General features: G+C 70.5%; 27 protein-coding genes. 10 read left to right on the forward strand and 17 right to left on the reverse strand.

Annotation, left to right across the window (positions count from 1 at the left end; all coding sequences use genetic code 11):
• Nucleotides 1-21: 21 nt before the first annotated feature.
• Entirely contained in the window at nt 22-615 is a 594-nt protein-coding gene (locus WG922_RS20475; protein WP_340284857.1) for a hypothetical protein, read from the forward strand.
• A gap of 1029 nt (nt 616-1644) precedes the next feature.
• On the opposite strand, the gene WG922_RS20480 is transcribed toward WG922_RS20475, so the two are convergent.
• A complete protein-coding gene (locus tag WG922_RS20480) occupies nt 1645-3669 on the reverse strand; it encodes a hydantoinase/oxoprolinase family protein (RefSeq protein ID WP_340284858.1) in 2025 nt (674 codons plus the stop codon).
• A gap of 118 nt (nt 3670-3787) precedes the next feature.
• On the opposite strand from WG922_RS20480, the gene WG922_RS20485 reads away from it, so the two are divergent.
• Together WG922_RS20485 and WG922_RS20490 are read left to right on the forward strand one after the other, a co-directional pair.
• A complete protein-coding gene (locus WG922_RS20485) occupies nt 3788-4606 on the forward strand; it encodes a hypothetical protein (protein WP_340284859.1) in 819 nt (272 codons plus the stop codon).
• Between the two features lie 31 nt (nt 4607-4637).
• Nucleotides 4638-4970, forward strand: a complete 333-nt coding sequence (locus WG922_RS20490) for a hypothetical protein (RefSeq protein WP_340284860.1) — start codon at nt 4638-4640, stop codon at nt 4968-4970.
• A gap of 306 nt (nt 4971-5276) precedes the next feature.
• Here WG922_RS20490 and WG922_RS20495 read toward each other — a convergent pair whose 3' ends face one another.
• The 3 genes from WG922_RS20495 to WG922_RS20505 all read right to left on the reverse strand — a co-directional run bounded on the left by WG922_RS20495 (nt 5277) and on the right by WG922_RS20505 (nt 8781).
• On the reverse strand, nt 5277-6188 hold the full coding sequence (locus WG922_RS20495; RefSeq protein ID WP_340284861.1) for an SDR family NAD(P)-dependent oxidoreductase: 912 nt from the start codon (nt 6186-6188) through the stop codon (nt 5277-5279).
• A gap of 291 nt (nt 6189-6479) precedes the next feature.
• Nucleotides 6480-8033 carry a glutamate--cysteine ligase gene (gene gshA, locus WG922_RS20500; protein WP_340284862.1) on the reverse strand — a complete coding sequence of 518 codons (1554 nt, stop codon included), beginning with the start codon at nt 8031-8033 and terminating at the stop codon, nt 6480-6482.
• Nucleotides 8034-8097: 64 nt separating this feature from the next.
• On the reverse strand, nt 8098-8781 hold the full coding sequence (locus WG922_RS20505; protein ID WP_340284864.1) for an alpha/beta hydrolase: 684 nt from the start codon (nt 8779-8781) through the stop codon (nt 8098-8100).
• Between the two features lie 91 nt (nt 8782-8872).
• Here WG922_RS20505 and WG922_RS20510 point away from each other — a divergent pair, with 91 nt between their 5' ends.
• Complete coding sequence (locus WG922_RS20510) at nt 8873-9238, forward strand: HPF/RaiA family ribosome-associated protein (protein ID WP_340284866.1); 366 nt, start codon at nt 8873-8875, stop codon at nt 9236-9238.
• Nucleotides 9239-9739: 501 nt separating this feature from the next.
• Nucleotides 9740-10237 carry a DUF4864 domain-containing protein gene (locus tag WG922_RS20515; protein WP_340284867.1) on the forward strand — a complete coding sequence of 166 codons (498 nt, stop codon included), beginning with the start codon at nt 9740-9742 and terminating at the stop codon, nt 10235-10237.
• 163 nt (nt 10238-10400) lie between these two features.
• Here the strand turns inward: WG922_RS20515 and WG922_RS20520 are convergent, their stop codons facing one another.
• The 7 genes from WG922_RS20520 to WG922_RS20550 form a co-directional block, all read right to left on the reverse strand.
• Entirely contained in the window at nt 10401-10901 is a 501-nt protein-coding gene (locus WG922_RS20520; protein ID WP_340284868.1) for a hypothetical protein, read from the reverse strand.
• Nucleotides 10902-11044: 143 nt separating this feature from the next.
• Nucleotides 11045-11683, reverse strand: a complete 639-nt coding sequence (locus tag WG922_RS20525) for a L,D-transpeptidase (protein WP_340284869.1) — start codon at nt 11681-11683, stop codon at nt 11045-11047.
• Nucleotides 11684-11889: 206 nt separating this feature from the next.
• Entirely contained in the window at nt 11890-12735 is an 846-nt protein-coding gene (locus WG922_RS20530; protein ID WP_340284870.1) for a hypothetical protein, read from the reverse strand.
• A gap of 178 nt (nt 12736-12913) precedes the next feature.
• The gene (locus tag WG922_RS20535) at nt 12914-13180 is read right to left on the reverse strand and encodes a hypothetical protein (protein ID WP_340284871.1); all 267 of its coding nucleotides are present in this window, start codon (nt 13178-13180) and stop codon (nt 12914-12916) included.
• Nucleotides 13181-13334: 154 nt separating this feature from the next.
• The gene (locus WG922_RS20540) at nt 13335-14504 is read right to left on the reverse strand and encodes a class I SAM-dependent methyltransferase (RefSeq protein ID WP_340284872.1); all 1170 of its coding nucleotides are present in this window, start codon (nt 14502-14504) and stop codon (nt 13335-13337) included.
• On the reverse strand, nt 14501-15418 hold the full coding sequence (locus tag WG922_RS20545; RefSeq protein ID WP_340284873.1) for a DUF808 domain-containing protein: 918 nt from the start codon (nt 15416-15418) through the stop codon (nt 14501-14503). Before WG922_RS20545 ends, WG922_RS20540 begins: the two co-directional genes overlap by 4 nt.
• 103 nt (nt 15419-15521) lie before the next feature.
• On the reverse strand, nt 15522-15713 hold the full coding sequence (locus tag WG922_RS20550) for a hypothetical protein (RefSeq protein WP_340284875.1): 192 nt from the start codon (nt 15711-15713) through the stop codon (nt 15522-15524).
• 249 nt (nt 15714-15962) lie between these two features.
• Here WG922_RS20550 and WG922_RS20555 point away from each other — a divergent pair, with 249 nt between their 5' ends.
• From WG922_RS20555 to WG922_RS20565, 3 genes are read left to right on the forward strand one after another with little or no spacing between them, the layout of a single operon-like run.
• Nucleotides 15963-16664, forward strand: a complete 702-nt coding sequence (locus tag WG922_RS20555; protein WP_445322865.1) for a c-type cytochrome — start codon at nt 15963-15965, stop codon at nt 16662-16664.
• Nucleotides 16661-18028, forward strand: a complete 1368-nt coding sequence (locus WG922_RS20560; RefSeq protein ID WP_340284876.1) for a cytochrome c — start codon at nt 16661-16663, stop codon at nt 18026-18028. The genes WG922_RS20555 and WG922_RS20560 overlap by 4 nt, the downstream gene beginning before the upstream one ends.
• A gap of 5 nt (nt 18029-18033) precedes the next feature.
• Nucleotides 18034-18510: a protein-tyrosine phosphatase family protein gene (locus WG922_RS20565; protein ID WP_340284877.1), complete on the forward strand. Its 477-nt coding sequence runs from the start codon at nt 18034-18036 to the stop codon at nt 18508-18510.
• 162 nt (nt 18511-18672) lie between these two features.
• Here WG922_RS20565 and folK read toward each other — a convergent pair whose 3' ends face one another.
• The 4 genes from folK to hda all read right to left on the reverse strand — a co-directional run bounded on the left by folK (nt 18673) and on the right by hda (nt 22343).
• Nucleotides 18673-19128 (reverse strand): 2-amino-4-hydroxy-6-hydroxymethyldihydropteridine diphosphokinase, encoded by a 456-nt coding sequence (gene folK / locus WG922_RS20570; RefSeq protein WP_340284928.1) that lies wholly within the window; start codon nt 19126-19128, stop codon nt 18673-18675.
• A 209-nt stretch (nt 19129-19337) separates the two neighbouring features.
• Nucleotides 19338-20975, reverse strand: coding sequence for a polynucleotide adenylyltransferase PcnB (pcnB, locus tag WG922_RS20575; protein WP_340284878.1), 1638 nt, complete (start codon nt 20973-20975; stop codon nt 19338-19340).
• The gene (locus WG922_RS20580; protein WP_340284879.1) at nt 20972-21646 is read right to left on the reverse strand and encodes a histidinol-phosphatase; all 675 of its coding nucleotides are present in this window, start codon (nt 21644-21646) and stop codon (nt 20972-20974) included. Before WG922_RS20580 ends, pcnB begins: the two co-directional genes overlap by 4 nt.
• A 22-nt stretch (nt 21647-21668) precedes the next feature.
• Nucleotides 21669-22343, reverse strand: a complete 675-nt coding sequence (gene hda, locus WG922_RS20585; RefSeq protein ID WP_340284880.1) for a DnaA regulatory inactivator Hda — start codon at nt 22341-22343, stop codon at nt 21669-21671.
• Between the two features lie 149 nt (nt 22344-22492).
• Here hda and purM point away from each other — a divergent pair, with 149 nt between their 5' ends.
• A complete protein-coding gene (gene purM / locus WG922_RS20590) occupies nt 22493-23524 on the forward strand; it encodes a phosphoribosylformylglycinamidine cyclo-ligase (protein ID WP_340284881.1) in 1032 nt (343 codons plus the stop codon).
• 16 nt (nt 23525-23540) lie between these two features.
• On the opposite strand, the gene WG922_RS20595 is transcribed toward purM, so the two are convergent.
• Entirely contained in the window at nt 23541-24392 is an 852-nt protein-coding gene (locus WG922_RS20595) for a SirB1 family protein (RefSeq protein ID WP_340284882.1), read from the reverse strand.
• 55 nt (nt 24393-24447) lie between these two features.
• Nucleotides 24448-26013 (reverse strand): murein biosynthesis integral membrane protein MurJ, encoded by a 1566-nt coding sequence (gene murJ, locus WG922_RS20600; protein WP_340284883.1) that lies wholly within the window; start codon nt 26011-26013, stop codon nt 24448-24450.
• A gap of 106 nt (nt 26014-26119) precedes the next feature.
• Between murJ and rpsT the strand changes: the two genes are divergently transcribed.
• Nucleotides 26120-26428 (forward strand): 30S ribosomal protein S20, encoded by a 309-nt coding sequence (gene rpsT, locus WG922_RS20605; protein ID WP_340284884.1) that lies wholly within the window; start codon nt 26120-26122, stop codon nt 26426-26428.
• Nucleotides 26429-26463: the final 35 nt, after the last annotated feature.

Genomic DNA, 26463 nt, shown 5'->3' on the forward strand with positions numbered 1-26463 from the left:
CGTCTTCATCGTCGCCAGGCGGTGGCGGTGGCGGTGGCGGCGGTGGCGGCGGCGGCGGTGGCGGTGGCGGCGGTGGCGGCGGCGGCGGCGGCGGTGGCGGTGGCGGTGGCGGTGGCGGTGGCGGTGGCGGTGGCGGTGGCGGTGGCGGTGGCGGTGGTGGCGGCGGCGGCGGTGGTGGCGGCGGCGGCGGCGGCGGTGGCGGTGGCGGTGGCGGCGGCGGCGGCGGCGGCGGCGGCGGCGGCGGCGGCGGCGGCGGCGGCGGCGGCGGCGGAGGCGGCGGAGGCGGCGGCGGCGGCGGCGGCGGCGGAGGCGGCGGCGGCGGCGGCGGCGGCGGTGGCGGTGGCGGCGGTGGTGGCGGTGGCGGTGGCGGTGGCGGCGGCGGCGGCGGCGGCGGCGGCGGCGGCGGCGGCGGCGGCGGTGGCGGTGGTGGCGGCGGCGGCGGAGGCGGAGGCGGAGGCGGCGGCGGCGGCGGAGGCGGAGGCGGTGGCGGTGGCGGTGGTGCAGGCGCTGCCGGCGGCGGCGGGGGCGGCGTGCCTCCGACAGGCGCTCCGGCGGGGGGCTCCTTCTCCCCGTTGCCGGCCAGCCAGTCGCTGCCCGTCGCCGAAACACCCATGAACATCAGCTGGTTCGGCACGACGGTGGTGTCCAACAGGCCGATCCCTGTGAGCTGCGTCCCGGGTGCAATCGGACAGGCGGCGCCCTGCACGACGGCAGTCAGGTCGAAGACGTTCACCCCGGTGGGGCGGGGAAGCATGGTGCCGGTGGCGGTGCAGTTCAGGCCCGTCAGCACGAGGTTGCCCTGGTTGCCGATGGCGGCGGTGAAGTCCTCTGCGAAGAAATAGGTGCCCGCGAGCTGGTCCAGCGATGCCGCTTGCTCGTATTCGGGCCGGTACGACAGCAGCACCGAGTGCCCATTGGAGGACTCTGCGGCGATGGACGCGCGCGGGGCCACCGTGCCGGTCAGGGTCACGCGCGTGATGCTGCTATCTGCCAGGCTGTAGCTCTGGCCGGCGAAGTTGAAGTTCGCACCCGTTCCACTCGCCACCTGCCCCTGGACGGAACGCCGCAGGGTGTTCTCCACGTTGTAGAACCCCCAGGTTCTGCCGTTGTCGAGGACGGCGAGGGTCAAGGTCGAGCCGTCGGTGGCGAGCCCGCGCCAGAGCCCTTCGGCGGCAACGCCGGGAACGCCGCCGACCGGCTGGCCTGTGCCATCGTCGTCCCCGCCTCCACCGCCGCAGGCAGTCAGGGCGAACAGGCCCGAAAGGCTGGCGTAGTGCCATCGACTCAACCGGAATGAACTGCGCATGAAACCTCCGTGGTGGCTCGGCGCGAACGGACCACCATCGGCCCCGGCGCACGCATGCCTGCATTTCAAAGCGACGAGCTTGTTCAAGTGGACACACGGCGTAACCGCAAGGCGGCGGGGATCTGCCCTGCGTCAAGGGCGCGAGCAGCCCGGCCCATCCGCTGCGTGCCTGCATCCGCCGCACAAATGCGCCCACCACCCACAACTGCACAGCGCCGGCGTGCCGGGGCGTGCCGGCGAACGGCCGCCTTCCACAGCCGAAAGCGCAGATGTTTGTTACGCCGTATTTACCCGGCGGAGGTGGAAAAGGTCTCGGACGCAAACCGGTCCGCAGTGCATCAGCGCTGCAGCACCAGATGGTCCAGCGCGGTGACCTGCGCGTGCCAGAGCGGCTCCACCACCGTGGTGGCGTTCTTCTCGGCGATGATCGCCGGCCCGCGGATCTCGTCGCCCGGGCGCAGGTCCTCGCGTACCACCAGGGCCGCGGCGTGCCACTGCCCGCCGGAGAACAGGCGCACGGTCTCGCGCGCCACCATCCCACGCGGTGCATGCATCGGCCTCGCATGCTCGGCCGGCGCATCGCCCGGCACCACCGCTTCGACCGACACGGCCTCCACCATCAGCGGCTTGCCCGGCATCAGGAAGGCGAATCGCTGCAGGTAGGCTGCCTCGAACGCGGCCACGATGTCGTCGAGGGCGCCGTCCGGAACGATCAGCGCCGAGTCGCTGCCCTGGTAGCGCACGTGCACGCGGCGCTTGATGTGCGGGGTGCCGCTGCCAGCCTGCTGCCGCGCGAAATCTGCGCAGGCCGCAGCCGCCAGCGCGTCGAGCTCGCGCGCCACGAGGGGCAGCGACTGCGGCCCGAGCAGCGCCTCCACGGCTTTCTCGCGCATGAGAGTCTGGTCCGCCAGCCCCATGCCGTAGGCCGACAGCACGCCGGCGAGCGGATGCACGAACACCCGGCTCATGCCAAGGGCGGCGGCCACCAGGCAGGCGTGCTGACCGCCCGCGCCGCCGAAGCACTGCAGCGTGTAGCGCGTGACGTCGTAGCCGCGCGCGATGCTGATCTTCTTGATGGCGTTGGCCATCTGCTGCACCGCGATCTGGATGAAGCCCTCGGCCACCGCCTCGGGAGCGCGGCCCACCGCGGTGGCGAGGACGTCGAACTGCTGGCGCACCACCTCGGCGCTGAGCGGCTGGTCGCCGCCTGGGCCGAACACCGCCGGAAAGAACGCCGGCTGGATCTTGCCGACCAGTACGTTCGCGTCGGTGATGGTGAGCGGGCCGCCCCGGCGGTAGCTCGCCGGACCGGGATGGGCTCCCGCGCTCTGGGGTCCGACCCGCAGGCGCGCGCCGTCGTAGGCGAGGATGGACCCGCCCCCTGCGGCCACCGTGTGGATGCTCATCATCGGGGCGCGCATGCGCACGCCGGCCACCTGGGTCTCGAACTGGCGCTCGAACTCGCCGGCGAAGTGCGACACGTCGGTGGAGGTTCCGCCCATGTCGAAGCCGATCACCCGGTCGTGCCCCCCCAGCGCGGCCGTGCGGGCCATGCCCACGATGCCGCCGGCCGGCCCGGAGAGGATCGCGTCCTTGCCCTGGAAGGCATGCGCGTCGGTGAGCCCGCCCGAGGACTGCATGAAGAAGAGCCGCACTCCGGGCATTTCGCGCGCCACCTGCTCGACGTAGCGGCGCAGGATGGGGGACAGGTAGGCATCGACCACGGTCGTGTCGCCGCGGCTGACGAACTTCATCATGGGGCTGGTCGCATGCGAACTGCTCACCTGCTCGAAACCCGCTTCGCGCGCCAGCCGCGCTGCCGCCTGCTCGTGGGCGGTGTAGCGCCAGCCGTGCATGAAGACGATCGCCACGCTGCGCAGCCCGCGGCCGTGTGCAGCCTGCAGCGCCTCGCGCAGATGCGCCTCGTCCAGCGGCTGCACCACCTCGCCCTGCGCGCCCACGCGCTCCTGGGCCTCGATGACCTCGGCATAGAGAAGCTCGGGCAGCACGATGTGGCGGTCGAACAGGCGTGGCCGGTTCTGGTAGGCGATGCGCAGCGCGTCGCGGAAGCCGCGCGTGGTGACCAACAGCGTCGGCTCGCCCTTGCGCTCGAGCAGGGCGTTCGTGGCGACGGTGGTGCCCATCTTCACGCACTCGACGCGCTCGGGGGTGATGGGCTCGTCGCTGCCCAGCCCGAGCAGGTGCCGTATGCCGGCGACTGCCGCGTCGCCGTAGTGCCCCGGGTTCTCCGACAGCAGCTTGTGGGTCAGCAGCATGCCGTCGGGCCGACGTCCGACGATGTCGGTGAAGGTGCCGCCGCGGTCGATCCAGAACTGCCAGCGGGCGCCGCCTGCGGGGGCCATCGGCGGGGCGGATTGCGCCGTGGCTGCTGCGGAAGGAGTTGCAGCGGACGCAGCAGACGCAGCAGACGCAGCAGACGCAGCAGACGCAGGGGACGCGGAGGTGGCAGGAGAGGCCGTCATGGCCGGCATTGTGCTGCGCGCGGGCGCTGCCGGCCGCGGGGGCTTCCCCGGTGGCGCGGCGGTGCCGGCCGTCATGCGCGCGCCGTGCCGCTCGATCCTGTGCCTGCCCTATCTGCCGGGCACCAAGCAGATGGTCGTGTGCCGCGACGTCCCGCGCCAGGGCCGCGCGCTGCACCGGCGCACCGGTGTCACCGTTTGGCACGCGCGCCCCACGGCCGGGTCCAGCACGTCCACAATGACCGCCATGGGTTGGACCCGCCGAACCACCTCGCTGCACCTGGCAGCACTCGCGCTCGTATCGGCGCTTGCGGCCGGCTGCGCGGGCTGGCCCGGCGCGCCCGACGCCCTGCGCATCAGCACGCAGGAACTGCAGGAGCGCCTGCGCGAGCACGTGCCGCTGCAGCACGGCATCCCGGGTATCGTCTCGGTCGATGCCCGCGTGGCCGCGGTGCGCACCTTGCCGCAAAGCAACCGCCTGGCCGCAAAGGTCGCCTTCAACGCATCCGGACCGCTGCTGCCTCAGACCTGGTACGGCTCCTTCGATCTGCTGTTCGGATTGCGCTGGGAGCCCACCGACCAGACCCTGCGAGCCCAGCAGCTCGAAGTGCAGTCGCTGCGCCTGCCGATGGTGATGGGACGCAGCGCCGAGCTGCTCGAGGGCGCGATCAACGCGCTCGCCCGTCAACTCGCCGGCGACCTGGTGGTGCATCGGCTGGGCCGCGAGGAGGCCCAGCGCCTCGAGCGCTTCGGCGTGCAGCCGCAAGCCATCACGGTGACGCCCGAGGGCCTCGTCATCGGGCTCGCCCGCGAGGGCTGAGGCCTTCGCGCATTCGCAAGGAGTTTGCGCCGTGCCCCTCGACTCCCCACCCAGCTTCGGTACGCTGCTGTACCGCTATTTCTTCTTCGGCTGGCTCTTCAGGGACGTGAACCGCGGCAACGTCTTCGAGCGCGCCGCCGCCTGGCGCCACAACCGGGCGCAGGCGCACTGGCTGCTGCTCTACATGCGGCGCTGGTGGTCCTGGGGACTGGGCTTCTACCTGCTCGGCTGCGTCGTCGAACTGGCGCTGAACGCGCCGGGATGGTCGGCGCTGTTCTATGTGCCCGGCGCGCTGAGCGTGCCGGTGAATGCGGTCATCGGGGCCGTGTGGCTGGGCCTGAAGGCGCTTCCGGGTCCGCTGTAGCCTCGGGCGCATCGCGACGCGGCGCGGGCTGCGCAATCAGGCCCTCTTCCGGCGGCTGCGGCCGATGCACCAGGGGTCGGGCGCGAATCATCGCCTCGAGCGCGCTTGCCGCGCCTATCCCGCTGCGGCCGCTTCTGCGCCGCGTCAGGCGTGTGACTGCTCGGTCGTTGGGCTCGGATGGAATCGCCACCTGGACACTCCCGACGAAGGCCGCGCCCGAAAGGCGCAACGCGTCTTCGAAAGCACCATATCACCGGGCGCGGCCGCATGGCAATGCGGCGTAACCTGACGCGCCGATCCGAGCGTTCAGGCTGCCGAGCCACGTGCGAGCCGCAGCTCGTTCTCACCCTGGCCGGCGCCGCTGCCGGGGACCGTCTCGCCGCCGCTGCGGTCGAGCACCTCGCCCAGCCGCGCTGCGAGCTGCCCATCGGCGTCGGGACCGCGGCCGATGAATGCGCCGCGCGTGAGCGTCACGTGCGCCGACTCGAATGCGCCTGCGCCTGCGCACAGCACGGTGCGGCTGGGGGCCGACTCGGCCGCAAGGACCAGCATGGCCGGAACCACCGCCTCAGGGCCGAAGGCCTCGCGCATGTCGGGCGGAAACAGGTCCTCGGTCATGCGGGTGGTCGCCGTGGGCGCGAGGCAGTTCACGCGGATGTCGTGCTTCGCGCCTTCGAGCGCCAGGGTCTGCATCAGGCCCACCAGCGCCATCTTGGCTGCGCCGTAATTGCTCTGTCCGAAATTGCCGTACAGGCCGGAGGACGAGGTGGTGAGAACGATGCGCCCGTAGCGCTGGGCCACCAGGTGCGGCCACGCCGCCTTGCAGCAGTGCACTGCGCCCATGAGATGGACGTCGAGCACCTGGCGGAAGTCCCCCAAATCCATCTTGGCGAAGCTCTTGTCGCGCAGGATGCCGGCATTGCTGACCAGCACATCGATGCGGCCCCAGGCGTCCAGTGCCTGCTGAACCATCTGCTGGACGGCCGCGTAGTCCGTAACGGAAGCGCCGTTGGCGAGGGCCTCGCCGCCGCGCGCGCGTATCTCATCGACCACCGCCTGCGCCGCCGTGGCGGAGCCGCCGGTGCCGTCCACCGCGCCGCCGAGGTCATTCACGATGACCCGTGCGCCGCGCTCCGCGAGCGCCAGTGCGTGCTGGCGCCCCAGGCCGCCGCCGGCCCCCGTGACGATGGCAACCCGACCCGTGAAATCCAGTGGCATGGCGCAGTGCTCCTAGGTGCAGTGTTGATGTGCCGGCCACTGTAGCGCGGCGGCGCGGGCGCAGCTGCCCTGCTGGCGACAGCCGTGCAGGTGAAGGAGAACGATGCTGGAAACCCCGGCACGGGCGAGGCCGCGTTGCGACGCGTTCCCGTGCAGCTGGCTGCGGCGACTTCCCGCTCCTGCAGCCATGACGCCCGGCGACCAAGACCCGGGACGCGCGCGCAAGGATGCCTTCGCGGTGCACGCAAGCGCCCTGCAACGCGCAGCGCGCCGCAAGCCGATCTTGCTGAGTCAGACCGATGCCAGCTCGGGCGTCACGGCGACGCGGCTGAGATCGAGGCGCTCGGGCGCGATGTACTGCTGGCGGTAGTCCTCGAAGGGAATGCGATCGGACGCCTCGATGCGACGCTGCTCCTGCAGCGACTCCTCGCTCATGAGCGCGAAGCGGGCCTGCTGCGATCCGCTGAACGGAAGTGCCAGCAGCTTCGCGCGCGTGATCTGCGAATGGCCGAGGCCGAAGTCGAGGAAGGAGTTGCCGAAGTCACGGGCCATCGTCTCCAGCACGCGCGCGGACGGCAGCAGCTCGGGCCCGTCCAGCAGCGCCTGTGCGCCGCGCAACGCGTCCATGTAGTCGCCGCCGCCGTGCACACGGTCGAGCGCCTCGGCCGCCGGCGCGCACTCGCGCAGCAGCTCGGCGCCCCAGTGGGTCAGTGCCACCTGCGATTCGCCGCGCTCGAGCATGAGGCCCGGCTTGCGGCCATAGGCGGCGGTGAGGTGCTGGTTGCGCCCGATCTGGGCGATCTCGGCGGGCGTGTCCGGCGGGCTGTCGGCCAGCAGGCAGTGCAGCAGGAAGACGTCGAGGAAGCGCATGGTCTGCGCCTTGATACCCACCGGCACGAAAGGATCGAGATCGAGCAGGCGCACCTCGATGTACTCGACACCCCGCTCGCGCAGCGCATGCAGCGGGCGCTCGCCGGGGCCGGTCACGCGTTTGGGGCGGATCACGCCGTAGAACTCGTTCTCGATCTGCAGCAGCGTGGTGGCGAGCTGGTTGTATTCGCCGCCCGGATTCATCACGCCGATCGATTCGTACGCGGGGTACGGGCGCGTGAGCGCATCGTGCAGCGAGGCGGCGTATCCATCGAGTCCGTTGTAGCTGACCGCGACGCTGGCCTGTGCATCGCTCTGGTAGCCGAGCCGGCCCATGCGCAGCGAGGTGCCGTGCGGCATGTAGAGCGTGCCCTCGCGCAAGGTCTGCAGCTCGTGCTCGCGCCCGGCCACGAAGGACGAGCACACCGCGGGCGAAGCACCGAACAGGTAGAGCAGCAGGAAGGCGTGCCGGCGGAAGTTGCGGATCAGAGCGAAGTACTGCTCGCTGCTCACGCCGGGCATGGACCAGTTGTAGTGGATGCCCGAGATGGTCTGCATCCTGCGCCCGTAGCGATGCGCGAGGCCCAGGCGATAGACGCTCTTGGCGCGGCCCACGTTGGAGGCGCCGTACCGCCCGATGGGAATGGTCTCGTCGGCCGGCAGCCGGCAGGGCATGCTGGAGACCCAGAGCAGCTCGTCTGCGAGCGACCGGTACGTGAACTGGTGGATGCGCAGCAGCTCCTCCAGGCAGGTCTCAGGGGTGGCGTGCACGCCGGTGATCAACTCCAGCTGCGACTCGCTGTAGTCGGTCGTGATGTGCGGATGCGTGAGGGCGGAGCCGAGGGCCACGGGATGCGGGGTCAGCGCCAGGGCACCGTCGGAGGTGGCACGCAGGCTTTCCTTCTCGACACCGCGCCGGATGCCCCTGAGGCGCTGCTCGTCCACGTTGTGCAGGGCGGCTGCGGGAATTCTCATGTTCTGTGGTCTCGGCGTGCCCGGAGGGTGGCCCTGGAAGGTACCACCAAACTTTTTTCCCTGCTCACGCGCGGGCGTCCGGCTGCGCCAGGACACGGAGCAGCCAGTCCTGGAGCGCCGCGAGCTCCTGCGGGGAGACCGTATGGCCGATGGGGTATTCGTGCCATTGCACCTCGTGGCCGAGGGACAGCAGCAGGTCCCGGCTTGCGCGACCTCGCTCGACCTGGACGATGGCATCTTGCGTTCCATGCCCGAGGAACACCGGCACCCGCGCGTTGGCGGCGTGGCGTTCTTCTGCGGTTCGCGCGGCGAGCGGGAGGTAGCCGGAGAGCCCGGCGATGCCCGCGAGCGGCTGCGCGTGGCGCAACCCGGTCAGCAGCGCCATGGCGCAGCCCTGCGAGAACCCGACCAGCACGATGCGGCCCGAAGGGACGCCGCGCTCCTGCTCGCGCCGCAACAGCGCATCGACGGCGTCGCGCGAGCGCCGCAGCCCCGGCTCGTCTTCGCTGCGTTGCAGTTCGGTGCCGAGGATGTCGTACCACGCACGCATGGGCCAGCCGTTGTTGATGGTCACCGGCATCACCGGCGCGTGGGGGAATACGAAGCGCACCGGGCCGACGGGCTCCAGGCGCATCGACTCTGCGATGGGCGCGAAATCGTTGCCGTCGGCGCCCAGGCCGTGCAGCACGATGATGCTGGCGCGGGGGTCGGCCGCGGTTTCGTATTCGATGGTTTGCAGCTGGCTCATGGTGTGATCCATTGTTCGGGGGGCATTGTCCTACAGCCGCGCAACGATCGGCTTTCCACACTGGAGGCAGCAATGCGCAAAGGAGTAGCGAATGCAAGTACAAGTGAACCCCGGCGATGGTGTCGATGGGACCGAAGCCCTGGAGAGCTGGATTACCGAGCACCTGAACGAAAGCCTCGCGCGCTTTCGCCAGGACCTCACCGGGATCGAGGTGCAGCTCAAGGACGAGAACAGCGGCAAGAGCGGGCCGGCAGACAAGCGATGCCTGCTCGAAGCCCGTGTGACGGGACACGATCCGCTGGTGGCCGAACACCGCGCGGAAAATTACGACATGGCCATTCGTGGCGCGACGCAGCGCCTGGTGAAGGTGCTCGATCGGCAGCTCGGCAAGCTCGAGCGCCGCGAACATCGCGACCGCGAAACGATCCGCAAGACCGGCAGCCCGCTGGTGGAGTAACCGCGCGCCACCGCGCCGCCGTTTCGCGGCGCCCCGAGGCGCGCCGGTCAGCCGCGCTGGCGGGCGCAATCGGCATCAGCCCAGCCGGTTGGCCCGCACCTCCGCCCCCGTTCCCACTTCTCATGCGGTCCCATCCCGAGCACTCGAGCGTCGAGCGTGCGAGGCGAGTGTGGGGCGCGGCCGTTCCACATCGATAGGCGACGCAGGCATCCGGCACCCGCACGGGCGTTATTCCCGCCGCAGTGCTGGGCTTTCCACTGAGTAGTCAGGCCGAAGACGGACTGCCGGCACGAAGGCGCCCCACCTACGCGACGAAAGGCCGGCGACTTTCGCCGCCCGCGGGGGACCGGAGTCCACACTGGGTGCGTGCCAGGCCGGATCCCGCGCCATGACGACAGGGATCAGACCTTTCGCGGCATCTAGTCGCGAATATGCGGGACCATTGTCCAGTGGGTCCGGCCGGCCGCCTCCCCTTCCGAGGGAACGAAGCTGGAGAGCCCCATGAACACCTTCATCACCCGACTGCTGCTTCCGATCGCGCTTGCGGCCAGTGCCACGACGGCATCCGCGACGAGCCCATCGACCGATCCCACGCCGCAGGCGTCGGCGGGTGCGCCCACCGAAGCCACGCACCAGTTCCTGTTGTCCGACTCGGAGGCAACCCAGGTGCGCGATGTCATCGTCGCGCAGATCCAGGCCATGGCTGAAAACGATGCCGAGCGCATGTTCGACACGACCACGCCCGCGGTGCGTGCGGCCATCGGCAGCTCGGGCCGCTTCCTGGCCATGATGCATGGCGCTTATCCGATGGTGTACCAGCCGAGCATCGTGAGCTTCCATCCGCCGCATCGGAAATCCGACGGTGCTTTCCAGCTCGTGGAGATCACCGACCGCGACGACCAAGCCTGGCTCGCGGTGTTCATTCTCGAGCAGCAGCCCGACGAGAGCTGGCGCATCAGCGGCTGCGCGGTCACCGAGAATCCCTGGTTGCCCGCCTGACCGTCCGTTCCGCACCCCCCTGGCCATGCGCGCGTCGAAGCGCTTGTGCACACGGCGGCGCCAGCCTGAACGCCTTCGCGAGCTCAAGCATCTCCAATGAAGAGGGCCCGGCTGTCCCGCTGTTTGCAGCGAGACAGCCGGGCCCTTCGCCCGGGCAACAGCCTTAGTTGCGGTCGGGGCGGGTACGCATGCCGGCAGCCGTGTCGCCGCCTCCCATGGTGCTGCCCGCGCCGGTCGCGCCCATGGTGCCCATGCGGTCACCGGTGGTGGAGCGCGGCGGAGTGCCCGTGGTCCCCAGGCGGTCGCCGGTGGTGCCCGGAGCGCCCATGGTGCCGGAGGAGCCTGCGCTGCCCGTGCTACCGGTGGTGCCCATCGTGCCGGTGCTGCCCGTGGTGCCCATCGAGCCGGTGCTGCCGGTCGTGCCCGCAGCGCCCGTACCCGTGCCCGTCGTGCCGGCAGCGCCCGATGCGCCCATGGCGCCGGTGTTGCCGGTGGGGGTGCCGGTGGTGCCCATGGGCGTGTCCTGGGTGCTGCGCTGGCCGGCGCCCATCGCCGGATTGGCTGCCCCGGTCGTGGGGGGCGTTCCCTGTGCGACGGCGGTGCCGACGGCTGCGACGCACGCGGCGCTGGCGATCAGCCCTTTGATCAGAGTCGATGCAATCATTCTGAAGCTCCTTACCTGAGATTGGAGCCGACGGGTTCGCCGGCTGCGCCAAGACTAGGCCGAGCCAGAACGCGCCGCGTCAGAGCTTCTCAGGAGGTCTTGTAAGACGACCGCGGACGCCGCAGGTTATTTGTGACGAGACCTCACAGAGACAGTTGCTCGAGCTGTGCCTGCAGCGTACGCGTCTCCGGCAGCACATACACCACGCCCTGCCCGCGCCCGAAGAGCGGCTGCACTTGCTCGAGGTAGAAAGCCACCGGCACCACCACGCATCCGAGCGAGATGCGGTTGTCGCGCGGCGTCGCGCTGCGCAGCCGCGCGAGGCGCTCGGCGAACTGCGCGCCCGGGCGGACGCGGTGAATCGCAAAGGCCGCATCGAAGTCGAGCCAGACGATGTCCTCTCCGCTGGGGTTGCGTCCGGGCGAGGTCTCGAACCGGCCTGCGGGCGTGGTGCGCTCGTGCAGGCCCACCTGGCCCGTCTGCGTGCGCTCGCCGACGCCTTCGAAGCTCTCATCCCCGAACGTGGAGCCGAGCAACACTTCGGTGCTGCCGAGCAGGCGGTGCGAAGCGTCGAACAGGAAAAGCCGCGCGTTCTTCTTGTCGACGATCGCGAACGGCTTGCCGGAAGCGTCCCCGCTGCTTGCCACCCACGCGGCCATGTCCCGTGCATCCTGAGACGGCCGCGTGTGCGCGAAATCGATCTGCACCACCCGCGCCTGGGCGTTCGCCCACGCACACGAACCCGCCAGCGCCCCTGCGAGCGCCCAGGCTTTCCACTGCATGCACATTCCCCGTCTTGTCGCGTGCGCAGGGCACGCGTTGTTCACGGCGAGGCAGCGCGCCTCGCACCAACCGGGACAGCAAGGCACTGCACCTCGCCCCGGCGGAAGGGCAAGGCATGACGCCCTTGCTCTACCGAAGGGGCATGCTAGGGGAAGAGCTTACGAAGATGCGCAGCCGGTTACGCGGCTCACGCAACGTGTGTTCACTACCGTGACGGATTTGCAAAGAGCGCGAGGATGTCCGCGTGGGGAACCTCGTACGAGCCGAAGACCTCGGGGGGCGAGGCCGTCTCGGGAAGCACGTAGATCACGGCCCCGGCGCTCTGCACGGCCGGGCGCAGGATGTCTTCGTAGAAGGCTTTGGGCAGGTTGATGCACCCGTAGCTGATGCGGTTGTCGGCCGGGGTGGGCGACGCCAGCCGCTGCAGCCGGCGCTCGGACTTCACCGTCGCGCGCACGCGGTGCATCGACACCGCCGCGTCGTAATCGACCCACACGACATCCTCGCCGTTGGCGTTCATTCCGGGCTCTGCAATGAACCGCCCGGCCGGCGTGGTGCGCTCTTCCGGAAGCACCTGGGCAATGGGCTTGTCGCCCACGCCGGGCACGGTGTGGTCGCCGATGGCAGACCCGAGCAGGGCGGGCGTGGCGCCCAGCAGCCGCCCGTCCTTGTCGAAGACGAAGACCCGTGCGTCCTTCTTATCGACCACCACCACGGAGCGGTTTTGGTGGTCGCCGGAGTGCAGCGCCCAGTTGGCCACGTGTCGCGCTTCGGGCGTGGCTGGCGAGTCGCCGAACTGCGCGAGCCGGATCAGCTCGCGCGGCGCGGGCTCCGCAGCGGGCGGCGCGCCCATCGAGGCAGTAGCAGCCTGACGGGCCTGCTGCATCGACCAGGCAGAGGTTGGAGTGGAAGCAATGGCCGCACTCTGATTGCCCGGCGGCAGAGCCAGCACCACGGCAGCCGCCGCCAGCAGGAAACCCTGGCGCGTGCCGCCGAGGAAATCGGTCCACGGGCTGCTCGTGCGGGCGTGCTGTGTAGGGTGATGCTTCATGTGCCGCGCCTCTCGGAAAAAGAACCAGTGCGCGCATGGGCGGGCACTGAAGGCATGGGAAAAGCGTACGGTCGGGGGCGGTGTCGCCGGGTGCGGCAAAGGCGGTACGGTCTGTAGGAACGGCCCTGTCACGAATTGCGTGAAATGAGATCTGCGCAAGGCCCCGAACTGGGCGACGTCAGCCGGACGCTGGTTCGGGCGCCGGGTCTTCCGTCTTGCGTACGCCGCGGATGTTCAGCAGAGCCAGTGCGATCTGCAGGCCGATGAGGGCCCAGGCGCCGGCGTGAAGCCCCCAGACCACCCACATCGCATTACTGAGCAGGAAGATCCAGAAGCCGACGTTGCGCCGGGTCTTGCGTGTCGAGGCGACCAGCCAGGCGGCAAGGATGGTGGCGACCATTGCGGGCCACTGCACGAAGTCGATCCAGGGTGCGGAGAAATCCATGATCGGCGGCACCTTAGCCGCCCCGCTGCCGGCGCATCGTAGGACCCACGCTCAGAGGCCGCGAGGCGTTCGGATGCTCCTGAGCCGGCCGACAGCGCACCGACGGGCTGGCAGCGTCGGCTGATCGAGGCGGTCGCGCTCGGCGTTCCCGGCCTCAGCCGGGCGCGAGACGCCAGAGAGAGGTGAGTTCGCGCGACCGTGCCGCGGCGAGCGCATCGTCCGGGTCGGCTGCCTTTGGATGGCGTGGACGAATATCCCGTCGCTCGGCCACGCGCAAGCCGCCTTCGGCGATGAGGCGCAGCAGCTCGTCGCGGGTGCGCAGGCCCAGGTGCTCGGCCAGGTCGGACAGGATCAGCCAGCCCTCCCCCCCAGCGTCGAGGCGCACCCGCAGACCCGACAGGAAGCCCCGCAGCATGCGGCCGTCGGGGTCGTACACGGCGCTTTCGAGCAAGGAAGCGGGCCGCGCCGGCAGCCACGGCGGGTTGCACACGATCAGCGGCGCCGTCCCGGCACCCTGCGGAAACAGGTCGGCCTCGACGACCTCGACACGCTCGCGCAGTCCGAGGCGCGCCACGTTCTCGCTCGCGCAGGCCAGCGCGCGGGGGTTGTTGTCGGTCGCCAGCACGTGCTGCACGCCGCGCCGTGCCAGCAGCGCGGCCACCACGCCGGTGCCCGTGCCGATGTCCCACGCCAGCCTGCGGTCGGCCGGCAGGGGCGCATGCGCCAGAAGGTCCAGGTATTCGCCGCGAACCGGCGAGAACACGCCGTAGTGCGGGTGGATGCGGTTGTCCGGGGCAGGCCCGAGCGCCGGCACTTCGACGCCCTTCTTGCGCCACTCGTGCGCCCCGACCACCCCCAGCAGTTCGCGCAGCGCCACCAGCTGCGGCTCACCGGTCGGCGGCCCCCAGGCCTCGTGCAGCGCGGGCCGCAGATCAGGCGCGCGGCGCAGGGCGATCCGGCCATCCCCCTGCACCTCGATGAGCACCATGCCCAGCAGCCGAGCCCTGCGGCCCTGCGCCTGCCGGTGCCGGTGAAAGGCATCCGAAGGGGAAGCCGCCGAAGCGGGCGGGGCCGACGGCCGGCGCGGCTTGCGGTCGATGCGCCGAGCCAGCGCCTGCAGGAGGTGGCGCGCGTTCTGGAAGTCCCCGTGCCAGACCAGGCCCGTGCCTTCACAGGCCAGCCGGTACGCGGCATCGGCGGCGAGCCTGTCGTCCGCGCAGAGCAGGCGCGCAGGAGGTGCCCAGCCGGCTTCCGAGCGCCAGCGCGCCTGGTGCGGCGGACCGTCGCCGCCCTCCGACCACTGCACGAGAGGCTGATCGCTCACGCAGCCGCGCGCCGGGGAACGAGGCGGCGCCCCAGGCCGACGAGGGCCAGCACGCACGCGCCCGCAAGCACGCCGATCAGGCCCTCCGCCAGCATCGTGCCCAGCACCGCCAGGAAGCCGCCCAGCGCATGGAGCCACCCGTGGAGCAGGTGCTCCAGCGGCGGAATGCCGTGCAACAGGATGGAGCCGCCCACCAGGAACATGGCCGCCGTGCCTGCGACCGACAGCGCCTTCATGAGCCAGGGAGCCGTGTACAAGATGCCGCGGCCCAGCGCTTGCGCCGCGCCATGTGCACGGCGGCTGAGCCACAACCCGAGGTCGTCGAGCTTCACGATGCCGGCGACCAGGCCGTACACACCGACCGTCATCAGCACGGCGATGCCGGCCAGCACCGCGACACGCTGGCCGAAGCTCGCCTGCGCCACGGTGCCCAGCGAGATCACGATGATCTCGGCCGAGAGGATGAAATCGGTACGCACTGCGCCGCGGATCTTGTCCTTCTCGAGCGCCACAACGTTTACTGCGGGGTCGGCCAGCGCACGCGCAAGCTGGCCGTGGTGCGCCTCGTCTTCCGCGCGGCTGTGCAGGAACCGGTGCGCGAGCTTCTCGAACCCTTCGAAGCACAGGTAGGCGCCGCCCACCATCATCAGCGGCAGCACGGCCCAGGGTGCGAGCGCGCTGATCGCGAGAGCCGCGGGCACGAGGATGAGCTTGTTCACGAAGGAGCCCTTGGCCACGGCCCAGACCACCGGCAACTCGCGCTCGGTGCGCACGCCGCTCACCTGCTGGGCGTTCAAGGCGAGGTCGTCTCCCAGCACGCCGGCGGTTTTTTTTGCGGCCACCTTGGTCATGGCCGACACGTCGTCCAGCAGGCTGGCGATGTCGTCGAACAGGGCGAAAAAGCTGGAGGCCATGGCGGTGCAGCGCAGCTGCCGAAATGAAGGTGCGGCGATTATGGGTCGCGGCTGGTGTGGTCAGGCGCGGGGGACGCGGGCCTGCGGCGCGGCGGTCATGCGCTCAGACGTTGCCGGTCGGATAGGGACCGCGCAGCTTGCGACCATCGTCCATGGTGGGCTCGCGCTCCCGGTCGGCCTTCGGATTGGGCTCGTGCTGCACCGCGTTGGAGCCTTCGGAGTCGCTGCCAACGACCGGTTCGGGCTTTTCGCGCGGGGGAATCACATCGGGAGCGGACGCGGGCTTCTTGGGCATACAGGCCTCCTGGGATGAGACGGAATGCAGGCACTCTAGGCAGCCCGTCGGCACGCAGCTGTAGGAGAGCGGCCCGCGGCGGGGGCGCCGGTCAGAGCGTCGCGCTCAGGGAGCATGCGGTCGAGGGGAATCCAGCGCCGGGCGCCCAGCGCCGGCGGTGGGCAGGCGCGGGGGCGCGGGGGCGCGGGGGCGTGGGGGCGTGGGGGCGGGAGTTGGAGATGCCCAGCCTATGATGCTTGTCCCGTGAAGATCCTTGCTCTCCTGCTCCTCTGGTCAGCCGCCTCGCTCGTGCACGCCGCGGCTTCTTTCGAAGACACCATGGCCCAGCGCACGCTGGCGTGCACCGCCTGCCACGGAGCGCAGGGTCGCGCCGGACCCGACGGCTACTACCCGCGCATCGCGGGCAAGCCCGCCGGCTACCTCTTCAACCAACTCCTGCACTTCCGGGATGGACGGCGGCACTACGGTCTCATGACGCGGCTGCTCGACCCGCTGTCCGACGAGTACCTCTTCGAGATCGCCCGGTACTTCGCGGCGCTCGACCTGCCCTACCCCGAGCCGGTGCCGGCGCGTGAGCCGCAGTCGGTGCTCGAGCGCGGACGCGTTCTCGCGCTCGAAGGCGACACGCGCAAAGGCCTGCCTTCCTGTGCGCAGTGCCATGGTCCGGCACTGACGGGGGTGCAGCCCAACACGCCCGGGCTGCTGGGGCTGCCACCCGATTACCTGAAGGCACAGCTCGGTGCCTGGCGCAGCGGCCAGCGCCGCGCCCACGCGCCGGACTGCATGGCCGCGCTGGCCAAGCGCCTCGAGCCGCAGGACCTGCAGGCGGTGACCACCTGGCTCGCGGCCCAGCCCGTGCCCGCCGACGCCAAGCCGGTGGCACAGCTGCCGCAGCCCCCTTCGATCGCCTGCGGCAGCGCCGTGCTGCCGGCAGGGAGGCCGGCGCCATGAAGCGGCTGTTCCTGGTGGTGTTCCTCGCGTTGCTGGTGTTCGCGGGCGTGTTCGGCTGGCTGTTCTGGCTCAGCGAAAGCGACGCGCCGGCGGGCGCCCAGCTGCATGGCGCAGCGCCCGCCACCGCTGCCGGTGCAGCGACAGGAGCTGGTGTCATCAACACGCCGGGCTCTGGCACTGGTTCTGGTGCCGACGCTTCGTCCGCGCGGGCGAGCGAGACCCTGGCGGCGCGTGGCGCCTATCTCGCCCGCGCCGGCAACTGCATGAGCTGCCACACCGCGCGAGGCGGCGCACCCTACGCCGGTGGAAGGCCGCTCGAGACGCCGTTCGGCACCGTCTACGGCAGCAATCTCACACCGGCCGGCGCGGGCCTTGGCGCCTGGACCGAGGACGACTTCTGGCGCGCGCTGCACCACGGGCGCTCACGCGACGGAAGCATGCTGGTTCCGGCCTTTCCCTACACGCATTACACCCAGGTCAGCCGCGACGATTCGGACGCGCTGTTCGCCTATCTGCGCACGCTGGACCCGGTCGAACGCGAGAACATCCCGCACGCGCTGCGGTGGCCCTTCGGCACGCAGGCGGCCCTGGCGGCGTGGCGGGCACTCTACTTCCGCCCCGGCGTGCACCGGGACGATCCGGCACGCAGCCCCGAATGGAACCGCGGCGCATACCTGGTGCGCGGGCTCGGGCACTGCGCTGCGTGCCATAGCGCCCGCGACGCGCTCGGCGGCAGCGACCTGCTCGACCTGTCCGGCGGGGTGATCCCCATGCAGAGCTGGTACGCGCCGTCGCTCGCATCGCCGCAGGAGGCCGGCGTGGCGCACTGGGAGCGCGAGCGCATCGTCGAGCTCCTGGGCACCGGCCGTACCACCGGCGCCAGCACCCTCGGCCCGATGGCCGAGGTCGTGCTGCACAGCACGCAGCACCTCACCCCGGCGGATCTGCGCGCCATGGCGGTGTTCCTGCAGTCGGTGCCACCGGCACAGGAGGGCACAGCGCCCGCACCGGCGCCGGTCAGCGCGCAGCTCGCACAGCGCGGCGCGCGGCTCTACGGCGAGCACTGCGCCAGCTGCCACGGCGAGCAGGGACAAGGCGTGCCTGGCGCATACCCCGCACTCGCAGGCAACCGCGCCGTCACCATGCACAACACCGCGAACCTGGTACAGGCCGTGATCTACGGCGGCTTTCCTCCCGCAACCGAGGGCAATCCGCGGCCGTTCGGCATGCCCCCGTTCGCACTCGAGTTGAGCGACGCCGACGTCGCTGCGGTACTGAGCTTCGTGCGCACCGCCTGGGGCAACCGGGCCGGCGCCGTGCGCGAGCTGGACGTCGCACAGCAGCGCAGCAGCGCCGGACGCTGATCGCCATGACCCTGCGCCGCGTCCAACTGCCGCCGAACGTTTCCGGAGCGCTCTGGCTGGGGTCCATGCCGGGCCGCTTCGAGCCCTGGAGCGCCTTTCTGGAAGAAGCCCGCGCGGCGCGCATCGGCCAGGTGGTCTGCCTCACACCCCGCACTGAAATGGCGGAGCTCGCAGCGCCCTACCACGCGGCGGTGGTGGGCGGGCGCCTGCCCTTTCGCTGGACGCAGCTCGCGATGCGCAACTTCGGCCTGCCGGAGAACGTCGAGGAGTTCCGCGAAGGCGTGCGCGATGTGGCCGTCACGCTCCAGCGCGGCGAGTCCGTGCTGCTGCACTGCGCCGCCGGCCTGGGACGTACGGGCAGCGCGGCGGCATGCGTGCTGAAGGCACTGGGACTGGACACGCCCACAGCCCTGCAGCGCGTGCGCGACGCCGGCTCCAACCCGCAGAACGCGCAGCAGTCGGGATTCGTGGACTGGTTCTGACAGGCGTTGTGGCGGCGGCCGCCGCAGCGCGCTCCAAGGCCGGCCAGGTCTTGGACTCCCATGCTGCAAGCCGCGCCCGGTAACCGCATCGGCGCCCTCATGCAGCGCATGACTCGAACTCCGGCCTGCGGCGCAGGCAGCAAGCGGGTCGGTGGAGAGGTTTCAGTCCAGCCGCTGCACCCGCTGCGGCCGCACCGCCACCAGATGCTCCGCGCACACGCGCTCGGGCGCGATCTCGGCCAGCGGCACCAGCACGAAGGCACGCTCCAGCATCCGCGGATGCGGCACCACCAGAGACGCGCTCTCGATGCGTGCATCGCCATAGAGCAGCAGGTCGAGGTCCAGGGTGCGCGGCGCGTTGGAATACGGGCGTTCGCGGCCGGCAAGCTGCTCCAGCGCCTGCAGTCCTTCGAGCAGCCGCGGCGCAGTCAGCCGCGTGGACACGGCGGCGACGGCGTTCACGAAATCGGGCCCCAGCGCCTGCACCGGCGCGGTGCGATAGAGCGCGGAGCGGGCCAGCAGGCGGGTGTGGGGCAAGGAGTCGAGCGCCACGATGGCGCGCTCGAGTGCAGCGCGGGCGTCCCCCAGGTTGGCTCCAAGCGCGACATACGCGAGCACGGGATCGCGCGGCGCCGCCTCGGGCGGTGACGCCTCGTGCGGCGTCGAATCCGGCGGCGACCGGTCGGGCGGCAGCGAATCGACCGCCGGTGCTTCGCGCACGGGTGAATTGCACACCAGCGCGCTGCGCGGGGCGCCCGCTGCGTTCGCTTCGCCTGGCGGTGGCGGTGGCGGTGACTGCGTCACATCAGCCCGCTCTGGCGACGTGGTCAGCCGTTCTCGCCACCGCCCGCATCGGCGGAAGCCCCGCCACCACCGGAAGGCTTGCGCCGGCGCCGCCGGCGCTTGCGCGCGGGTGCGTCGCTGCCGTCCGCCGGCACCGCCTCGCGCTCGCCCTCGCCCTCGCCTTGGGCTTCGTCTTCGGCTTCGCTGGCGCGGGCATCGCCGCGGCGTGCGTCGCCCCCCTGCGATGCGACCCGCGCCGCAGCCGGTGCGGATTCGGTCGCGAGCCGCGCCGGGCGCACGCGGCGCGGCCCCCGCTTGCTCTGCTCGTCGCGCTGCTGGGCCACCATGTCCTCGCGCACCGCATCGCTGGCGGTGCTGAACTCCTGCCACCAGTCGGCGAGCACCACGTCAATCTCGCCCACGTCGGCGCGCAGGCGCATGAAGTCGAAGGCGGCACGGAAGCGCGGCTGATCGACCAGCCCGAAGGGCGTGCTGCCGGTGCGCTTCTCGAAACGCGGCTGCATCATCCAGATCTCGCGCATGTCGCCAGCCAGCTTGCCCCGGCCGGACACATCGCCGATACGCGCATCGAATACGTCTTCGATGGCGTCCTGCAGCGCCGGAAACTGGGCCTGGCGGTCGGCCATGCGGCGGGCCCAGCCGTCGCGCACATCGGCCCAGAGCACGCAGGCGAGCAGGAAACTCGGCGCGACGGGCTTGCCCTCACCCACGCGCCGGTCGGTGTCCTGCAGGGCGGCGCGCACGAAGGGCTGCTCGGCCCGCTCGACCACCAGGGTGAGCAAGGGGTAGATGCCATCGGCCAGGCCGAGCCCCTTGAGCTGCCCGATGGTGTCCAGTGCGTGGCCGGTCTGCAGCAGCTTGAGCATCTCGTCGAACAGCCGGGATTGCGGTACCTCGGCCAGCAGCGGCAGGCACGGCCGCAAGGGCACGCCGGTCTTGGGCTCGAGCCGGAAGCCCAGCGGGGCGAGCTTGGCTGCGAAACGCACTGCGCGAATGATGCGCACCGGGTCTTCGCGATACCGGGTCGTAGGGTCGCCGATCATGCGCAGCAGCTTCTTGCGCGCATCGGGCATGCCGCCGTGGTAGTCGACCACGATCTGCGCCTCGGGGTCGTAGTACATGGCGTTGACGGTGAAGTCGCGGCGCGTGGCGTCCTCGTCCTGCGGGCCCCAGACGTTGTCGCGCAGCACGCGGCCGCTCGCATCGACGGCGTGCTTCATGCCGGCGAGCTCGCTCCTGCTGGTGCGCTCGTTGCCGGGCACCGCCTCGGCGCTGGCGTTGTCCATGTGTGCGCGGAAGGTGGAGACCTCGATCACCTCGTGCTCGCGGCCGCGCCCATAGACCACGTGCACGATGCGAAAGCGCCGCCCGATGATGAAGGCCCGGCGAAACAGCCCCTTGACCTGCTCGGGCGTGGCGCTGGTGGCCACGTCGAAGTCCTTGGGTCGCAGTCCGAGAAGCAGGTCACGCACCGCGCCGCCGACGATGTAGGCCTCGTGGCCGGCTTCCTTGAGGGTGTGCACCACGTTCAAGGCGCGCTCGTCGACCAGCGACACGTCGATGCCGTGTTCCTCGCGTCCGATCTCGCGGCGGGTGCCGAATTTCGGCTTCTTTGCGGTGCCGGCTGCACCCAGCAGCCGGTCGATGAATTTCTTGATCATTGGGTCTCGTTGAACAGATCGAGTATGCGCCAGCCGCGCTCACGGGCGATCCGGCGCAGCCGTGCGTCGGGGTTGGTGGCGACCGGGTGGCGGACCTTCTCCAGCAGCGGCAGATCGTTGAGGCTGTCGGAATAGAAGGTGGTGTCCACGTCGTCCCAGCCGAGCCCGCGGGCCGCCAGCCACTCCTCGAAGCGGGCGACCTTGCCTTCGCGCATCGACGGCACGCCGTCGATCTCGCCCGTGTACCAGCCGTCTGCGCCGCGCGCGAGGCGCACGGCGATCAGCTCGGAGATGCCGAGGGCATCGGCGATGGGGCGCGTCACGAATTCGTTGGTCGCCGTGATGATCAGGAGCTGGTCGCCCGCCGCGCGGTGCGCATCGACCAGCGCGCGCGCCTGCGGCAGGATGGCGGGGCGGACCACCGATTCCATGAAGCGCAGGTGCGCCGCCTCGGCTTCCTTCGGTCCGCGCGCGCACAGGGCCTCGGTCGCGAAACGCACGTACTCGTGCACGTCCAGGGTGCCCGCCTGGTACTGCGCGAAGAACGCGTCGTTGCGGGCCTGGAACTGCGCAGGGTCGCACCAGCCGATCTCCTGGGTGAATACGCCCCAGGCGTAGTCGGAGTCGATCGGCAGCAGCGTGTGGTCGAGGTCGAAGAGGGCAAGTTTCATCGGGGGCGCCGGCGGCAGGGTGTCACTCGTTTTCCAGCATCGACCGGATCAGCGGAATGGTGAGCGCGCGCTGCGTCTGCAGGGCGTACAGGTCGAGATGCTCGAGCAGTTGCATGAGGCTGCCGAGGTCGCGCGAGAAGCGCTTGAGCATGTAGTCCATGACTTCGTCGGCCAGGAACACGCCCCGCGCGTCGGCGGCCTGGCGCAGCACGGCACGTCGTTCGGGCTCCGTGAGCGCCTGCAACTGGAACACGTGGCCCCAACCCAGGCGGGTGCGCAGATCCTCGCGCAGCTGCAGGTCCGCCGGCGGCAGCGCGCCCGCGGCGAGCACGCCCCGCTGCAGCGTCTGGGCCTCGATGAACCAGGTGAAGGCGGCATGCTGCTGCGCGGCGGTGTAGAGGTGCACGTCGTCCATCAGCACCACGGCCCAGCGCTCGTCGAAAGGCGGTGGCTCGCTGGTGCCGGCCGAGAGCCACCCGACGGCCGCGCCGCTATCGCGCAGTTCCTCGGCGACAGCCTTGAGCAGGTGCGTCTTGCCGCTGGCGCTCTCGCCCCAGAGGTAGGTGGGCACCGGCGAGCGGGTGGGGCTGCCGCTCCACAGGCGCAGGTGGGCCAGCGCCGCCTCGTTCGGGCCAGGGCAGAAGCTGGCCAGGGTCGGTCCGCGGGCAAGGCCGATGTCCAGCGCGATCTGTTTCATGCGTTCGCAGGGCGGCCGCCGCGCCACGGGGGCGGGGTCGGCGTCGCAGGGAGTGGGACGGTCAGTAAAATCCCGCAAATTCTATCGGGCCACCCCCGCCACTCCGGCGATCCGCCGGCCGCGCCACGCCCGCCACCCCACTCCGTGCCATGACACAAGCCCCCCTCTCCTACAAGGACGCCGGCGTCGATATCGATGCCGGCGACGCGCTGGTCGAGCGCATCAAGCCGCTCGCGCGCAAAACGATGCGCGAAGGGGTGCTGGCGGGCATCGGCGGATTCGGCGCCCTCTTCGAGGTGCCCAAACGCTATCGCGAGCCGGTGCTGGTCAGCGGGACCGACGGCGTGGGCACCAAGCTCAAGCTCGCGTTCGAGTGGGGCATGCACGACACGGTGGGCATCGATCTGGTGGCCATGAGCGTGAACGACGTGCTGGTGCAGGGTGCCGAGCCGCTCTTCTTCCTCGACTACTTCGCCTGCGGCAAGCTCGACGTGGACACCGCGGCTGCCGTGGTCGGCGGCATCGCCCGTGGCTGCGAGCTCTCGGGTTGCGCGCTCATCGGGGGAGAAACCGCGGAGATGCCGGGCATGTACCCGGCCGGCGAGTACGACCTGGCGGGCTTCTGCGTGGGGGCGGTGGAGAAGTCGAAGATCCTTACGGGCCGCGACGTACGCCCGGGTGACGTGGTGCTGGGCCTCGCCTCGTCGGGTGTGCACTCCAACGGTTTCTCGCTGGTGCGCAAGTGCATCGAGCGCGCCGGCGCCGGGCTGCCCACGACGCTCGACGGGCGACCGTTCCGTGAGGCGGTGATGGCGCCCACGCGCTTGTACGTGAAGAGCGTGCTCGCGGCCCTGGCGCAGCACCCGATCAAGGCGCTGGCCCACATCACCGGCGGCGGGCTGCTGGAGAACATCCCGCGGGTGCTGCCCGAAGGCACGGCGGCGCACCTGCGCGCCGGCAGCTGGCCCCGCTCCGAGCTTTTTACCTGGCTGCAGCGCACCGCCGCGATCGACGAGCAGGAGATGAACCGCACGTTCAACAACGGCATCGGAATGGTGGTGGTGGTCGATCGCAGCCATGCCGGCGCCACCGCCGAGACGCTGCGCGCGCAGGGAGAGTCGGTGCACGAAATCGGTGTGATCGCCGAGCGCGGCGCGGGCGCCCCCGTAGAGGTGCGCTGACCCGCGGGCGAGCCGCTCAGTACCTGGCGCGCCGCAGCCCGGCGAGGCGCTCGGCCACGGCGTCGATGTCGAGCGCGTCGGGCGCGTGGGCGAGGTAGGCCTCCAGGTCGGCGACGGCATGCTGCGCATGGCCTTGCTCGGCGTGGGCGATGCCGCGGTCCCGATACTCGGCCCAGGCTTCGGGCAGCAGGATGATCAAACGGTTCTGCACCGCAATCAGGCGCTGCCAGTCTTCCTGTGCGCGGTGGATCTCCTTCAGGTTGCGCAGCATGCGGGCGATGACGTCGCGCGGCGGCGCCGATTGCAGGTACAGCCCGAGCGGCACCTCGAATTCACCGGTCAGGCCGCTGCGGCGCTTGTAGGGCTCCAGGCGTTCGGAAAGCTCTTCGCGCGAGAGCGACTGGCCGGTGAAGGGATCGATCACCACCTGTCCCTTGGGCAGGTTCACCTTGACCATGAAGTGCCCCGGGAAGCACACGCCGCGCGCATGAAGGCCGACGCCCTGGGCGAGCTCGAGCCACAGCACGGCCAGGGAAATCTGGATGCCACGCCGGGTGCGCAGCACGACGTTGAGGTGGCTGTTGTCGGGGTCGCAGTAGTCGTTGACGTTGCCGCCGAAGCTGAGGTCGCGGAAGAAGAACTGGTTGAGCGCGCGCAGCCGGTGCAGCGCCGGTGCATCCGCGGGAATGCGTCGCTTGAGCCGCCCGAGCAGCTGATCGACCTCGTCGAGGATCTGCTGCACATCGAGCTCGGGGTATTCGTCCTGCGCGATGCTGGCAGCGGCTTCGAGCAGCGGCAGCTGGTCATCGCTCTGCACCAGCGAGCTGAAGTACTCGAGTGGCGTCGGTGGCGTGAGGTTCAGCTGCATCGAATCGTTGTAATGCCGCCGCCGCACCTCGTCAAGCAAGACGCGCGCCCGCGTATCACCGGGTTACAAACTGGCGCAGCTTCAGTCCCGCCGCGGCCAGGGCGCCGAAGTAGACCAGGCCCGCTACCAGCAGAACGCCCGCCAGCATCAGCAGCCGGCGCACGATGTCGGCGCGCAGCAGCACCCAATCGACACCTGCCGCAGCCCACATCAGGAACACCGCGAGCAGCGCGCTCGCCGCAAGCACCTGCAGCAGAAAGCGTCCCCAGCCCGGGCTCGGCACCCAGCTGCGCCGGCGCAACAGCCCCACCATCAGCCACCCGGCGTTGAGCAGCGCCCCCAGGCCGATGGACAGGGCCAGTCCAGCATGGCCGAACAGCGGCACGAAGGCGACGTTCATCAGCTGCGTGGCCACCAGCACCACGATGGCGATGCGCACCGGCGTGCGCATGTCCTGGCTGGCGTAATAGCCCGGCGCCAGCACCTTGATGGCGACCAGCCCGAGCAGGCCGGCGCCATAGCCCGTGAGCGCCGTCGAGACCATCAGCACGTCGCGCTGCGTGAACGCGCCGTAGTGGAACAGCGAGGCGACCAGCGGCACGCCGAACACCAGCAGCGCGACGGAGCTCGGAACCGCCAGCAGCACCACCAGGCGCAGCCCCCAGTCGAGCATCGCGGAATAGCGTTCGGAGTCGTCCGCGGCACGGGCGGCAGCGAGTTGCGGCATCAGCACGACTCCCAGAGCCACGCCGAGCAGTGCGGTGGGAAACTCCATCAGCCGGTCGGCATAGCTGAGCCAGGTGACGCTCCCCGCCGGGAGCCACGACGCGATCTGCGTGTTGATCAGCAGGGAGATCTGCGCCACCCCGACACCGAGCAGGGCCGGCAGCATCATCGAGCCCACGTGCCGGGTTCCGGGGTGCCGCCAGGCAGCGCGCACGCGCGTTGCGCTCAGCCCGATCCGCGGCAGGTGGCCGATGCGCCGCAAGGCCGGCACCTGCACCGCCAGTTGCAGCAGCCCGCCCAGCATCACGCCGCCAGCCAGGGCGTAGATGGGTTCGATGCCGCGCGCGACGAGCCATGGCGTACCCAGCCAGGCCGAAGCGATCATGGCGAGGTTCAGCAGCACCGGCGTGGATGCCGGCACGGCAAAGCGCTTCCAGGTGTTCAGGATGCCGGCGGCCAGCGCGACGAGCGACATGAAGCCGATGTAGGGGAACATGACACGGGTCATGAACACCGCCGCGTCCTTGACCTGCGGCTCCACCAGCAGGCCGCTGGCCATGGCGAACACCAGCGCGGGCGCGCCGATCACCCCCACGATGCATGTCGCGAGCAGCATCCAGGCCAGCAGCGTCGCGACGTGGTCGATCAGCTCCTGCACGCCCGCCTCGCCTTCCTGTGCCTGTGCACGCGCCAGGGCCGGCACGAACGCCTGGCTGAAAGCGCCTTCGCCGAAGATGCGACGGAACAGGTTGGGGATGCGGAACGCGACGTTGAACGCGTCGGTCATCGCGTTCGCGCCGAACAGGGCCGCCATGGTCAGGTCGCGCGCCAGGCCGGTGATGCGGGACAGAAGCGTCAGCAGCGAGACGGTGGAGGCGGCTTTGAATAGGCTCACCCGGTTGAGTTTAGCTGGGGCATCCCCCAAGATGCCCCAGGACTTGGCGCTGGAATACAATCGCGGGCTTTGCTGGCAACATCCTCAGACACAAAGGAACATTCACATGGCTTCCACCAAGCCCAAGAAAAAGAACCCGCGCCTCGCGTCGGGCCGTAAACGCGCCCGCCAGGACGTCAAACTCAACGCTGCCAACACCTCGCTGCGTTCGCGCTACCGCACCGCGGTCAAGAACGTCGAGAAGGCCGTCGCCGCCGGCGACAAGGCCAAGGCCACCGAGCTGTTCGCCAAGGCCCAGTCCGTGCTCGACACGGTGGCCGACAAGCAGATCTTCCACAAGAACAAGGCCGCCCGCGACAAGAGCCGCCTGTCCGCCAAGGTGAAAGCCCTGGCACCCGCCCAAGCCGCCGCCTGACGCCATTCAGGCACCCGCCCGGGCTCTTTGCACGA

The sequence above is a fragment of the Ramlibacter sp. AN1015 genome (assembly GCF_037726105.1).
GTDB lineage: Bacteria > Pseudomonadota > Gammaproteobacteria > Burkholderiales > Burkholderiaceae_C > Ramlibacter.